This is a genomic window from Bradyrhizobium sp. CCGUVB1N3, from assembly GCF_024199925.1.
Taxonomy (GTDB): domain Bacteria; phylum Pseudomonadota; class Alphaproteobacteria; order Rhizobiales; family Xanthobacteraceae; genus Bradyrhizobium.
In genome coordinates this window covers 6,654,991-6,667,336 of the sequence record NZ_JANADR010000001.1, presented here as the reverse complement: position 1 = coordinate 6,667,336, position 12,346 = coordinate 6,654,991, and the positions used below count along the sequence as shown (strand labels likewise).

The following is a 12,346-nucleotide window of genomic DNA, read 5'->3' as shown; positions in this document are numbered from 1 at the left end:
GATGCTTCGTGCTGGCCGTTGTGGCGGCAGCGTGCTAGCGGTCTTCACCTGATATCGACGAGGGCGGGACAGTGGCGATCGGGGCTGTGATCTTTGACTTTGGCGGCGTGCTGACGAGCTCGCCCTTCGAGGCCTTCACGCGCTTCGAACAGGAGCGCGGCCTGCCCGCCGACATCATCCGCCGCACCAATGCCGCCAATCATCTCGAAAACGCCTGGGCGAAGTTCGAGCGCGCCGAGGTCGACATCGAAACATTTGACCGGCTGTTCGCCGCGGAATCGCTTGCGCTCGGCGCGGAGGTGCGCGGCCGGGATGTGCTGCCACTATTGCAAGGCAATTTGCGGCCCGAGATGGTCGAGGCGTTGAAGCGGATCAAGGCGCGTTTCAAGACCGGCTGCATTACCAACAATCTTCCCGCCAATGCCATCGGCAGCATGACCGGACGCACGCTCTATATCGCCGAGGTGATGGCGCTGTTCGATCACGTCATCGAGTCCGCCAAGATCGGCCTGCGCAAGCCCGATCCGCGGATCTACCGGATGATGGTCGAGGCGCTGAAGGTCGATCCGAATGCTTGCGTCTATCTCGACGATCTCGGCGTCAACCTGAAGCCCGCGCGCGAGATGGGGATGACGACGATCAAGGTCGTGAGCGGCCTGCAGGCGATCGCCGAGCTCGAGGCGGCCACGGGGCTGAAGCTCGGGTAGTTCACGCACCCATGACGCCAGTTCCTCATCCCGAGGAGCGCGGTACGCGCGTCTCGAAGGATGAAGGCCCTGCTCGTGCCCCTCGCCCTTCGAGACGCCGCTTCGCGGCTCCTCAGGGTGAGGGTGTGAGACGAGCGTGCGCGGCTGCCACGGCCGCGTCATTGCTCGTCAAATATCCTACTCCGTCGCGATCCGCTCCGGGAAGGCGGCGGCGAGCGAGGCGCGATCCGGCTTGAGCACGCCGCGCTCGGTGATCAAGCCTGTCACCAGCCGCGCCGGCGTGACATCGAAGGCATAGTTCGCGACAGGCGAACCCTCGGGCACGATCCGCACCGTCTCGAGCCGCCCGTCGGCGGTGCGGCCGGTCATGTCGGTGACCTCCACTCCACTGCGCTGCTCGATCGGGATGTCGCGGATGCCGTCATTGACCGCGAAATCGATCGTCGGTGACGGCAGCGCGACATAAAACGGCACGTCATTGTCGCTTGCCGCGAGCGCCTTCAGATAGGTGCCGATCTTGTTGCAGACGTCGCCATTGGCCGCGACGCGATCGGTGCCGACGATCGCGAGATCGACCATGCCGTGCTGCATCAGGTGACCGCCGGTGTTGTCGGGGATTACCGTGTGCGGCACGCCGTGATGCCCGAGCTCCCAGGCGGTGAGCGAGGCGCCCTGATTGCGCGGCCGCGTCTCGTCGACCCAGACATGGATCTTGATGCCGCGATCATACGCCAGATAGATCGGTGCCGTCGCGGTGCCCCAGTCGACGGTGGCAAGCCAGCCGGCATTACAGTGGGTCAGCACGTTAATGGTCTCGCCCGGCTTTTTCTTCGCGGCAATCGCCTCGATCAACTCCAGACCGTTGCGGGCGATGCCCCGGTTGATCTCGACATCCTGCTCCAGAATTTCGTCGGCACGCGCGTAAGCCGCCTCCGCCCGCTCCAGCGGATCGATCGGCGCGAGCGTCGCGCGCATCTCGTCGAGCGCCCATTTGAGATTGATGGCTGTGGGCCGCGCCACCACCAGCGTCTCGTAGGCGCGCTTCAAGCCCGCATCGGAACTGTCCACGCGCATGGCGAGCGCCATGCCGAACGCGGCCGTGGCACCGATCAGCGGCGCGCCGCGCACCAGCATGGTGCGGATCGCGTCAGCCGCCTCCTCGCTCGTGGTGAGACGAGCGACGACGAATTCGTGCGGCAGCCGGCGCTGGTCGATGGCTCCGACCGACCAGCCGTCGCGCTCGCGCCAGATGCTGCGATAATGCTTGCCGTCGACCTTCATGGCGGTCCGCCTTTCGTTTTATGCGCGCAGTATGCGCCCCGCCACGGCGTCGAGCTTCTTCAAAAGCTCGGGATCACGTGCCTCGGGCGCCGTGATCAGCGCGGTGTCGAGCGCGCGGTCGGAGCCGATCGGGCACGGTTCATGCTCGCGCGGAAAATCCTTTGCCAGCCGCGCCACCAGGGCCTTGGCCTTGTCCGCATTCGAGGTCAGCACGCGGATGATGTCCTGCACCGTGACGGCGTCGTGGTCCGGATGCCAGCAATCGAAGTCCGTCACCATGGCGACGGTGGCGTAGCAGATCTCCGCCTCGCGGGCGAGCTTGGCCTCGGGCATGTTGGTCATGCCGATCACGGAATAACCCAGCGTCTTGTAGGTCATGCTTTCCGCAAGCGTCGAGAATTGCGGCCCCTCCATACAGACATAGGTGCCACCGCGTGCGATTGCGATGCCTTCGGCTTCGGCCGCGGCGGCGAGATGGATACGCAGCCGCGGCGAGACCGGATGCGCCATCGATACATGCGCGACGCAGCCCCTGCCGAAGAACGAGCTCTCGCGCTTGTGGGTGCGGTCGACGAACTGATCGATCAGCACGAAGGTGCCGGGCGGCAGTTCCTCCTTGAAGGAGCCGCAGGCCGAGAGCGACACCAGGTCGGTGACGCCGGCGCGCTTCAGCACGTCGATATTGGCGCGATAGTTGATGTCGGAGGGCGACAGGCGATGGCCCTTGTCATGCCGCGGCAGGAACACGATCGGCAGACCGGCGATGGTGCCGCGCCTGACCGGCGCCGATGGCTCGCCCCAGGGGCTCCCGATCACCTCTTCGTGCGCGCCCTCGAGTCCCGGCAGGTCGTAAATGCCGGATCCGCCGATGATGCCCAATACCGCCTGCGTCATGCCTGCTTCACCCCGTCCGCGATGTGCAACGTGGTTAAGCTATGCCAGTTTTGGGACGGATTTGGAACGGGGGTGGTGTTGCTGTCGGTGCAGCGAGGAGCGCAAAGCGCTCGTCAAACACTTGGTGTCGTCCCGGCGCAGGCCGGGACCCATACCCGCGGAATCCATCTATTGAGGATGGTCGCAGTCCCGAACGACTTGTCTTCGCAAAACTACTCCCTGGGGTTATGGGTCCCGGCCTGCGCCGGAACGACCAGAGGAGGTCGTCGCACTATTTGCTACGCCGCGGTCGCCGGCTGCAACTGGCTCGCCACCATTCGCTCGAGCGTATCGACCGACTGGAAATTCTCCGGCGTGATTTCGGACTGCGGGATGGTGAAGTCGAACTCGGCCTCCACGCCGAGCATCAGGTTGACCATGTCCATCGAGGTCAGGCCAACATCGACGAGGCGCGCACCCGGTGCGACGTCAGCGGCGAGCGAGTTCTGTTCCAGGATACCCTTTACCAGCTTGATGATGCGATCCCGCACATCGGTATCGAACGCCTGCATCTGCAATATCCCATACTCTGATAAGGTCCGGACCGCGTCTACGATGGGCATGACGGGCCGATCCCGCAATGGGCGCGACTCTTAACTCGCGTTTCTTAGTAAACGATGACTCAGATTGACTAAAACTCGCACCTTCTTCGCATCATTAACGCGATCTCGGAAAGTCGGGTGACGCAAAAAACCAGGTCTTAACTGCTCGTTCCGAATTAAACCTTGTTTACCTTCAATTTCGTCGACGAATTTGAATTAAATCCCTAGCCTCCGGGCCAAGCAAACATGGTCGGATGATCGTCACGGCGTGACCGTGCCGATCTCGAACGACGAACCGGAGGCGAACCAGCATGAACGTGCGTGAAGCGGCCCTTCAACCTGTCGACGACGCTCAGGCAAGCTTTCTCGAGCACAGCCCTTCTCTGGTGGAACGCGCCGCGCGCGTGGCGACGGTGGCGACCGGCGAAGCCGAGGGCGTCGATCGCGACGGCCGCTTTCCGCACAAGGCATTCGACGCCGCGCGCGAGCAAAAGCTGCTCGGCGTGATGATCCCCGTCGAATTCGGCGGGCTCAGTGCCTCGATCTACGACGTCACCGACATCTGCTACACGCTCGGGCGCGCCTGCGCCTCGACCGCGATGATCTATGCGATGCATACGACCAAGGTCGCCTGCGTTATCAGGCACGGCCACGGCATTCCCTGGATGGAAACCATGATGCGCCGGGTCGGTCGCGACCAGTGGCTGCTCGCCTCCTCCACCACCGAAGGCCAGAACGGCGGCAATATCCGCGCGAGCGCGGCCGCGGTGGATCATGAAGGCGACATGGTCGCGCTGACGCGCGATGCCACCGTGATCTCCTACGGCGCCGAGGCCGATGGCCTCGTCACCATCGCACGCCGCGCGGGTGATGCAGTCGCCTCCGACCAGGTGCTGCTGGCGCTCGCCAAGGATGACTATTCGCTGAAGCGGACACTGGGCTGGGAAACACTCGGCATGCGCGGCACCTGCTCGACCGGCTTCGAGCTGAAGGTCGACTGTCCCGCCGACCGCGTCTTCCCGGAATCCTATGACAAGATCCACGCACAGACGATGACGCCGTTCGCGCATCTGTGCTGGTCATCGGCCTGGGCCGGCGTTGCGGCTGCCGCCGTGACGCGAGCGCAGGCGTTCATCCGCAAGGCGGCGCGCGCCTCCGGCGGGCAGATGCCGCCGGCAGCCGCCCATTTCACCGCCGCGAAGATGTCGCTGGCAAAACTCCGCGCGCTGATCGCCTCCAATATCGACGCCTTCGCCCATCATGAGCATGACGAGCGCGCGCTCGGCTCGCTCGACTTCCAGTCCTCCATCACGCTTCTGAAGGTGCAGGCCTCCGAGCTTGCAGTCGAGACCGTGATGCACGCGATGCGCACGACCGGCCTTGCCGGCTATCGCAACGACGGCGACTTCACCATGGGCCGCCACTTGCGCGACGTGCTGTCCGCGCCGATCATGATCAACAATGACCGCATCCTTGCCAACGCCGCGACCTCGACCTTGATGAGCGGCGTGCCGGCGAGCCTTCGCGACTAACATCCCTTCGAGACTGACGCGCCTGCACGACCAACAAGAAGAATTGCAGATAACAGGAAGTTTTGGCCATGAACGTTGCCGTTCTCCCGACCTCGCCCGACACCGCGCCGCAAGCGATCGATCCGCTCGACCATCTCACCGACGTGCTGTTCCACCGCATGGGTTCCGACGGCGTCTACGCCCGCACCGCACTCTATGAGGATGTCGTGGAGCGGCTGGCTGCGCTGATCACAAGGCACCGTGAGGCCGGCACCGAGGTGATGCGCTTTCCGCCGGTGATGAGCCGGGCGCAGCTGGAGAAGTCCGGCTACCTCAAGAGCTTCCCGAACCTGCTCGGCTGCGTCTGTGGCCTGCATGGCACCGAGCGCGAGATCAACGCCGCGGTGAGCCGCTTCGACACCGGCGGCGACTGGACCACGTCGCTGTCGCCCGCCGATCTCGTGCTGTCACCGGCAGCCTGCTACCCCGTTTATCCGATCGCGGCGAGCCGCGGGCAGCTTCCCAAGGGCGGCCTGCGCTTCGACGTCGCCGCAGACTGCTTCCGCCGCGAGCCGTCGCGTCATCTCGACCGACTGCAATCGTTCCGGATGCGCGAATATGTCTGCATCGGCAGCCCCGATGACGTCGCCGATTTCCGCGAGCGCTGGATGGTGCGCGCGCAGGCAATCGCGCGCGATCTCGGCCTCACCTTCCGCGTCGACTATGCCAGCGACCCCTTCTTCGGCCGCGTCGGCCAGATGAAGGCCGTGAGCCAGAAGCAGCAGCAGCTCAAGTTCGAGCTGCTCATTCCTCTGCGCTCGGAAGAGCAACCGACGGCCTGCATGAGCTTCAACTATCATCGCGAGCACTTCGGCACGACCTGGGGCATCCAGGACGCCAATGGCGAGCCCGCCCACACGGGCTGCGTCGCCTTCGGCATGGACCGCCTCGCCGTCGCGATGTTCCACACCCACGGCACCGATCTTTCCGTTTGGCCCGCGAAGGTGCGGGACATCCTGGGCCTGTCGCCGCATGTGGCGACTGACGCCCATGTCGAAGGCTGGCGCTAAGCGACGAGGCCGATCATTTCCACGGGCAAGACGAGCGTGATCCATACCAAGGTCCGATGCCGCGAGATCACAGAGTCCGATGTCGATGCCATCGCGGACCTGTTGACGCGCGGCTTCGTCGGCCGCTCGCGCGACTATTGGATCCAGGGCCTGCGCAGGCAGGCCTTCCGGCCCGTGCCCGAGGGCTACCCGCGCTTCGGCTACATGCTCGACAATGAGGGCGTGCCGGTCGGCGTGCTGCTTCTGATCTACACGGCGCGCAAGGACGACGAGGCCATCGCCATCCATTGCAACCTGTCGAGCTGGTATGTCGAGCCGGCGTTCCGCAACTACGCGCCGCTGCTGACCAAAATCGCGCAGCGTCACAAGGACGTGACCTATCTCAACATCAGCCCGGCGGTGTGGACCTGGCCGATCATCGAGACGCAGGGATTTAGGGCCTATTGCCGCGGCCTGTTCTTCTCGGTGCCGGTGCTGTCGCGCGTGCCGCGCTGGACCAAGATCGAGGTGATCGCGCCGCACGCCAAGGAGATTGAGGGCCTCGGCAAGGCCGAGACCGAGCTTTTGACGCGGCATGCGCGCTACAACTGCCTGAGCCTTGTGGTCCGCACGCCGAAGGGCGTGTTCCCCTTCATCCTGCAACCGGTGCGGATCCGCCGCGGCTGGATCGCGCCGCCGGCGATGCAGCTGATCTATTGCCGCAGCGTCACCGAATTCGCCGCCTGCGCCGGCCGCATCGGCCGCCTGCTACTGCGGCTCGGCAAGATCTCGGTCATCGTCGATTCCAACGGACCTATCCCAGGCCTCACCGGCGTCTACACCGAGCGGCGCGGCCGCAAGTATTTCAAGGGCCCGCACCGGCCGCAATTGGCCGACCTCACGGATACGGAGCTCGTGCTGTACGGGCCGTAGGCGGATCGATCAACGAAAGATCGCGAATCTATCCTCCCTCTCCGCTGTCATGCCCCGGCTTGCCGCCTCCGCTGAAGCTTCGGCGCGCCGAGTTCGCGAGCCTCGTCGGAGCCTTGGCGGAGACGGGACCGGGGCATCCGGTACGCCGCAGCCTATCCGTATCCCATCGCCGTCTCTGGAATACTGGATCACCCGTTTTCGCGGGTGATGACGACTGGGCGTGTGGTAAGCTCTGGCGATCACGGAAGCCAACCCATGTCCGAGCGCAGCACGCACTGGGAAAAGGTCTACACGACCAAGGGCGAGACCGAGGTGAGCTGGTTCCAGGAGAGCCCGGCGATCTCGCTTCAAATGATCCGCGCAGCGAATCCGGGCCGTGACGCTGCCATCATCGATATCGGCGGCGGCGCGTCGCGGCTGGCCGATGCGCTGTTGCAGGAAGGCTATCGCTCCATTGCGGTGCTCGATCTCTCCGCCCATGCGCTGGACACTGCAAAGACGCGAATAGGACCTGCCGCCGCTGATATCGACTGGATCGTCGCCGACGTCACGACTTGGCAGCCGGCACGCTCATACGACGTCTGGCACGACCGCGCCGCGTTTCATTTCCTGACCGAGCGTTCCGACCAGGCGGCGTATCTCGACCGCCTGCGATCGGCGGTGCGCGAGGGCGGTCACGTCATCATCGGCACCTTCGCGCTCGACGGTCCCGAGAAATGCAGCGGCCTGCCGGTGCAGCGCTATGACGGCAACAGTCTCGCCACGGAGCTCGGCCCGGATTTCGAGCTGCTGGAGACGCGTCGCGACGTCCACCACACGCCCTGGGATGCGACGCAGGCGTTTCAGTTCAGCCGCTTTCGCAGGCGCCGATGAGCAGCCCTACGCCGCGAGCTTCACGGCGTGAGCAAAGTCCCAATAGAGCTTGCGCGCCTTGGTGTAGAATGGGCCCGGCTGCAGCTCGCGGTCGTCGATGCGGATGACGGGGGCCACTTTGGCGAAATTGCCGCTCGAGAAGATCTCGTCGGCGGCGAGGAAATCGGCATAGCACAAGGTCTTCTCGATCACGGTGACGCCGTCGGCGCGCAGCAGGCCGATGACGCGCTGGCGCGTGATGCCGTTCAAAAAAGTGCCGTTCGGCGCCGGCGTGTAAACCACGCCGTCTTTCGCCATGAACACGTTGGAATTGCCGAACTCCGCGACGTTGCCGAGCATGTCGAGCATCAGGGCGTTCTGGAAGCCGCGGGACGCAGCTTCAGCAAGCGCGCGCGAATTGTTCGGATAGAGACAGGCCGCCTTCGCCTCGACCGGCGCGCATTCGGCCGTCGGACGGCGGAACGGCGACAGCGTGATCGCGTTGCCGACCGGCTTTGGCATCGGCGCCTCGTAGATGCACAGGCACCAATTGGTGGTTTCAGGGTCGAACAGCACGCCGCCGCCCGCGCCATTCTGCGCCCAGTACATCGGACGGATGTAGAGCTCGGCGTTCGGCGCAAAGCGCGCAATGCCGTCGCGCGCGAGCGTCATCCAGGTGTCGGTGTCGACCACCGGCTTGAGGCCGAAGTTGATCGCGGATTGATTGGCACGGGCGACGTGGCGATCGAGATCGGGCGCGACGCCTTCGAACGCGCGGGCGCCGTCGAACACGACCGAGCCGAGCCAGGCGCCATGCGTGCGTGGTCCCATGATCGGCACGTTGCCTTCGTGCCACTTGCCTTCGAAGAAGGTCCAGCTCGGCGAGTATTCGATGGGTTTTGTGCTCTCGGCCATGAGCCGCCTCCCCTTACCGTGATGCCGCAATATGCGTCACTATTAGCCGAATTCCTAAAGGATGTCCTGCGTGGAACTGCGGTTCACCCTCTCCCCTTCAAGAGGATAAGGAAAGCAGCGTGTGCGCGTGTGCGGTTTCACGTTAGTATCCAGATGTAATCGTCAGCCAATCGGTACTCACAAATGCCACTTGATCCGCTCGCAAAGCGCTTGTTGACCATGATGGCCGCGGCGGGTCCCGCAGCGCGCGCCCGCCCGAGCGTCGAGGCGCGGCGGCAGTCACTGGCGAAGCTGATGCAGTTTGCGCGCGCCGAGGCACCCGGCGTTGCAACATCCGACGGCACGCTGCCCGGCCCCGGCGGCGAGCTGGCCTACCGTCTCTATGCGCCGGAGAACGCCGCACCGCGAACGCCGGGCTTCGTGTTCTTCCACGGCGGCGGGCTCGTCGCCGGCAGCATCCAGACCCATGACCGCGTCGCCGCCGGCATCGCGCACGTGACCGGTTGCCGCCTGGTGTCGATCGACTACCGCCTCGCGCCCGAGCACAAATTCCCGGCCGCGATCGACGACGCGATCGCCGCGACCGAATGGGTGGCGCGGAACGCAGATCTCCTCGGCATCGACGCCGAGCAACTGGTGGTCGGCGGCGATTCCGCAGGCGCGACGCTAGCGGCCGTCGTGTGCCAGGAGGCGACACGGAACGCCGGGCTTTCCATCGTCGCGCAATGCCTGATCTGCCCGGTGCTTGATTTCGAGGAGACTTCGCCCTCACGCGAGGCCTTTGCCGAAAATCACCTGATCGATCGTGTCACGATCGACGCCGATCTCGCCGATTATCTGCCTGACGGCATCGACGCCGCCGATCCCCGCATCTCGCCGCTCCGCGCGACGCGACTGGCCGGTTTGCCACCGGCGATCATCCACACCGCCGAGTTCGACCCGATGCGCGACGAGGGCAACGCCTACGCACGCAAGCTGCTGGCGGCCGGTGTCGTCGTCGAGCATGTCTGCCACGACGGCATGGTTCACAATTTCCATGCCATGGGCGCGATCCTGCCGCAGGCGCAGCTCGTGCTGTCGCAGATCGGCGAACAGGTCCGCCGCGCCGTGGGTGGGTGAGCCTCCCGCAGTTTGATTCAAATTTTAGCTAATTCGGCAACAATCGTTAGGGTTACTTCGTCGATCTCTAGACGAATTATTGCCGGCTTTACCACCCGCCTCTAACACGAGGACGGCGGATAACGCACATTCAAGTTGCGACCCGCTGGACGCGGAGGTGGACGATGCGCAACGAAACGATCGCTATTCACGCCGGCTACGAACCTGAAGCGACCACCCATGCGGTCGCCGTGCCGATCTACCAGACCGCGGCCTATGCGTTCGACAGCGCCGATCATGGCGCAGCTCTCTTCAATCTCGAAACGGAAGGCTATCGCTACAGCCGCATCGCCAATCCGACCACCGCTGTGCTGGAGAAGCGCATCAGCGAGCTCGAAGGTGGCGTCGGCGCGCTTGCGGTCGCAACCGGACAGGCGGCGCTGCATTTCGCCTTCGTCAACGTCGCCGATCACGGCGGCAACATCGTTTCCGTTCCGCAGCTCTACGGCACCACGCATACTCTGCTCTCCCACATCCTGCCGCGCCAGGGCATCACGGGCCGCTTCGCCGAGAGCGACAAGCCCGAGGCGATCGCAAAGCTGATCGACGAGAACACGCGCGCGGTGTTCGCCGAGACCATCGGCAATCCTGCCGGAAATGTCTGTGACATCGAGGCGCTGGCGAAGATCGCGCATGCTCATGGCGTGCCGCTGATCGTCGACAACACGGTGGCGACGCCGATCCTGCTCAAGCCGTTCGATTACGGCGCCGACATCTCCGTGCATTCGCTGACGAAGTTTCTCGGCGGCCACGGCACCACGCTCGGTGGGGCCATCGTCGACTCCGGGCGCTTCCCGTGGGCGCAGCACGCCGCACGCTTCCCGGCCTACAACACGCCGGACGCGTCCTATCACGGCCTCGTCTATGCCGAGCGCTTCGGCAAGACCGCCTTTATCGAGCGCGCGCGCAGCATCTATCAGCGCACCATGGGCTCGGTGCTGTCGCCCTTCAACGCCTTCCTGTTGCTTCAGGGTATCGAGACCGTGGCACTGCGCATGGAGCGCCACGTCGAGAACGCGCGCAAGGTCGCAGAGTTCTTGCGCACTGACCCGCGCGTGGCCTGGGTCAATTATGCAGGCTTCCCGGACAGCCCGTATTATCCGCTGGTGCAGAAATATCTCGCGGGCAACGGCTCGTCCTTGTTCACCTTCGGCATCAAGGGCGGCATGGAGGCCGGCAAGGCGTTCTATGACGCGCTCGAGCTGATCACGCGGCTCGTCAACATCGGCGACGCGAAATCGCTCGCCTGTCATCCGGCCTCGACCACGCACCGGCAGATGTCGGCCGAGCAGCAGCGCGCCGCCGGCGTGCTGCCGGAGACGATCCGCCTCTCGATCGGCATCGAGCATATCGCCGATATCATCGAAGACATCGACCAGGCGCTGGCAAAGGCCTGCCCGTCGGAACGGCTTCAGGCTGCGGAGTAGACGGCAGCGCCGATGACCATCTTGGTCGACAAGGATCAAGGTATCTTGAGCCCTGCCCTGGTGCCGGCGCTGGAGGACGCGCGCGGCGGTGGCCGCGAGATCACCATCGGGCTGATCAACAACATGCCGGATCCGGCACTGAAGGCGACCGAGCGACAGTTCATGAAGCTGTTGCAAGCCGCCGCCGGACGACGCAGCATCCGCTTCCAGTTTTTTTCGCTACCGTCGGTCAAGCGCTCGCCGGAGGCGCGCTGGCATGTCGAGAGCGAATATTCCGATCTCTCCGATCTGAAGCGGCGAAGATTCGACGGATTGATCGTGACCGGCGCCGAGCCGGTCGCGCCCGATCTCGACCAGGAGCCCTACTGGCACGATCTCACTGACATCATCGACTGGGCGAGGACCAACACGCGCTCGACGATTTGGTCGTGCCTTGCCGCCCATGCGGCGGTGCTGCATCTCGACCGGATCGCGCGGCGGCCGCTTGCCGCCAAATGCCACGGCATCTTCGACTGCGAGACGGTCGGCAGCGATCCGCTGACGCGCGCCGCGCCAGCGCATCTCAAAGTCTCGCATTCGCGGCTCAACGAGGTCACGGAAGCCGACCTCACCAAGCATGGCTACCAGGTGCTGACACGATCGGCGAAAGCCGGTGTTGACGTTTTCGCCCGGCAATATGCCAGCCGTTTCGTATTCTTCCAGGGCCATCCCGAATATGACGCGCTGTCGCTGCAGCGTGAATATCTGCGCGATATCGGCCGCTATCTTGCGCGCGAGCGTGAGACCTATCCGGCGGTGCCCGTGAGCTATTTCGACGCAGCGACCGAGGAGAAGCTGATCCGCTTCGAAAAGCGCGCCAGGCATCAGCGTCATCCGGCAATGGCGAGCGAGCTGCCCGCGCTGAATTTGCGCAGCGATATCGCCGCAGGCAGCGCTGCGGCAGTGCTTTTCAGGAATTGGCTCGATTTTCTCGCCGAGGATGCGGCCACGCCGCTGTCTCTGCGCTAAGGAGCCGAGCAGGCTCTCCGTTAGGCTTAA

General features: G+C 64.5%; 12 protein-coding genes. 8 read left to right on the top strand and 4 right to left on the bottom strand.

The annotated features are described in order from the left end of the window. Positions 1-71 precede the first annotated feature (71 nt). Positions 72-707 (top strand): HAD-IA family hydrolase, encoded by a 636-nt coding sequence (locus tag NLM33_RS31780; protein WP_254102118.1) that lies wholly within the window; start codon positions 72-74, stop codon positions 705-707. A 177-nt stretch (positions 708-884) separates the two neighbouring features. Here NLM33_RS31780 and mtnA read toward each other — a convergent pair whose 3' ends face one another. From mtnA to NLM33_RS31765, 3 genes are all read right to left on the bottom strand, one after another. Further along, positions 885-1,988 (bottom strand): S-methyl-5-thioribose-1-phosphate isomerase, encoded by a 1,104-nt coding sequence (mtnA, locus tag NLM33_RS31775; RefSeq protein WP_254102116.1) that lies wholly within the window; start codon positions 1,986-1,988, stop codon positions 885-887. 18 nt (positions 1,989-2,006) lie between these two features. Further along, a complete protein-coding gene (locus NLM33_RS31770) occupies positions 2,007-2,882 on the bottom strand; it encodes an S-methyl-5'-thioadenosine phosphorylase (protein WP_254102114.1) in 876 nt (291 codons plus the stop codon). 278 nt (positions 2,883-3,160) lie between these two features. Beyond that, entirely contained in the window at positions 3,161-3,433 is a 273-nt protein-coding gene (locus NLM33_RS31765; protein WP_254102112.1) for a phosphopantetheine-binding protein, read from the bottom strand. A 341-nt stretch (positions 3,434-3,774) separates the two neighbouring features. Between NLM33_RS31765 and NLM33_RS31760 the strand changes: the two genes are divergently transcribed. From NLM33_RS31760 to NLM33_RS31745, 4 genes are all read left to right on the top strand, one after another. Continuing rightward, entirely contained in the window at positions 3,775-4,995 is a 1,221-nt protein-coding gene (locus NLM33_RS31760; protein ID WP_254102110.1) for an acyl-CoA dehydrogenase family protein, read from the top strand. A 68-nt stretch (positions 4,996-5,063) separates the two neighbouring features. After that, positions 5,064-6,044: an amino acid--[acyl-carrier-protein] ligase gene (locus NLM33_RS31755; protein WP_254102108.1), complete on the top strand. Its 981-nt coding sequence runs from the start codon at positions 5,064-5,066 to the stop codon at positions 6,042-6,044. 36 nt (positions 6,045-6,080) lie between these two features. Next, on the top strand, positions 6,081-6,956 hold the full coding sequence (locus NLM33_RS31750) for an acyl-CoA acyltransferase (protein WP_254102106.1): 876 nt from the start codon (positions 6,081-6,083) through the stop codon (positions 6,954-6,956). A gap of 255 nt (positions 6,957-7,211) precedes the next feature. Continuing rightward, positions 7,212-7,829 carry a trans-aconitate 2-methyltransferase gene (locus tag NLM33_RS31745; protein WP_254102104.1) on the top strand — a complete coding sequence of 206 codons (618 nt, stop codon included), beginning with the start codon at positions 7,212-7,214 and terminating at the stop codon, positions 7,827-7,829. 6 nt (positions 7,830-7,835) lie between these two features. Here the strand turns inward: NLM33_RS31745 and NLM33_RS31740 are convergent, their stop codons facing one another. Next, complete coding sequence (locus NLM33_RS31740; RefSeq protein ID WP_254102102.1) at positions 7,836-8,723, bottom strand: branched-chain amino acid aminotransferase; 888 nt, start codon at positions 8,721-8,723, stop codon at positions 7,836-7,838. 183 nt (positions 8,724-8,906) lie between these two features. Here NLM33_RS31740 and NLM33_RS31735 point away from each other — a divergent pair, with 183 nt between their 5' ends. From NLM33_RS31735 to NLM33_RS31725, 3 genes are all read left to right on the top strand, one after another. Further along, positions 8,907-9,842 carry an alpha/beta hydrolase gene (locus NLM33_RS31735; protein WP_254102100.1) on the top strand — a complete coding sequence of 312 codons (936 nt, stop codon included), beginning with the start codon at positions 8,907-8,909 and terminating at the stop codon, positions 9,840-9,842. 164 nt (positions 9,843-10,006) lie between these two features. Then, on the top strand, positions 10,007-11,308 hold the full coding sequence (locus NLM33_RS31730; protein WP_254102098.1) for an O-acetylhomoserine aminocarboxypropyltransferase/cysteine synthase family protein: 1,302 nt from the start codon (positions 10,007-10,009) through the stop codon (positions 11,306-11,308). A gap of 12 nt (positions 11,309-11,320) precedes the next feature. Next, on the top strand, positions 11,321-12,316 hold the full coding sequence (locus NLM33_RS31725) for a homoserine O-succinyltransferase (protein WP_254102096.1): 996 nt from the start codon (positions 11,321-11,323) through the stop codon (positions 12,314-12,316). Positions 12,317-12,346: the final 30 nt, after the last annotated feature.

Coding starts and splice junctions, on each gene's coding strand:
- mtnA (WP_254102116.1), bottom strand. CDS start 1,988: ATGAAGGTCGACGGCAAGCATTATCGCAGCATCTGGCGCGAGCGCGAC.
- NLM33_RS31760 (WP_254102110.1), top strand. CDS start 3,775: ATGAACGTGCGTGAAGCGGCCCTTCAACCTGTCGACGACGCTCAGGCA.
- NLM33_RS31730 (WP_254102098.1), top strand. CDS start 10,007: ATGCGCAACGAAACGATCGCTATTCACGCCGGCTACGAACCTGAAGCG.
- NLM33_RS31740 (WP_254102102.1), bottom strand. CDS start 8,723: ATGGCCGAGAGCACAAAACCCATCGAATACTCGCCGAGCTGGACCTTC.
- NLM33_RS31745 (WP_254102104.1), top strand. CDS start 7,212: ATGTCCGAGCGCAGCACGCACTGGGAAAAGGTCTACACGACCAAGGGC.
- NLM33_RS31765 (WP_254102112.1), bottom strand. CDS start 3,433: ATGCAGGCGTTCGATACCGATGTGCGGGATCGCATCATCAAGCTGGTA.
- NLM33_RS31770 (WP_254102114.1), bottom strand. CDS start 2,882: ATGACGCAGGCGGTATTGGGCATCATCGGCGGATCCGGCATTTACGAC.
- NLM33_RS31755 (WP_254102108.1), top strand. CDS start 5,064: ATGAACGTTGCCGTTCTCCCGACCTCGCCCGACACCGCGCCGCAAGCG.
- NLM33_RS31735 (WP_254102100.1), top strand. CDS start 8,907: ATGCCACTTGATCCGCTCGCAAAGCGCTTGTTGACCATGATGGCCGCG.
- NLM33_RS31725 (WP_254102096.1), top strand. CDS start 11,321: ATGACCATCTTGGTCGACAAGGATCAAGGTATCTTGAGCCCTGCCCTG.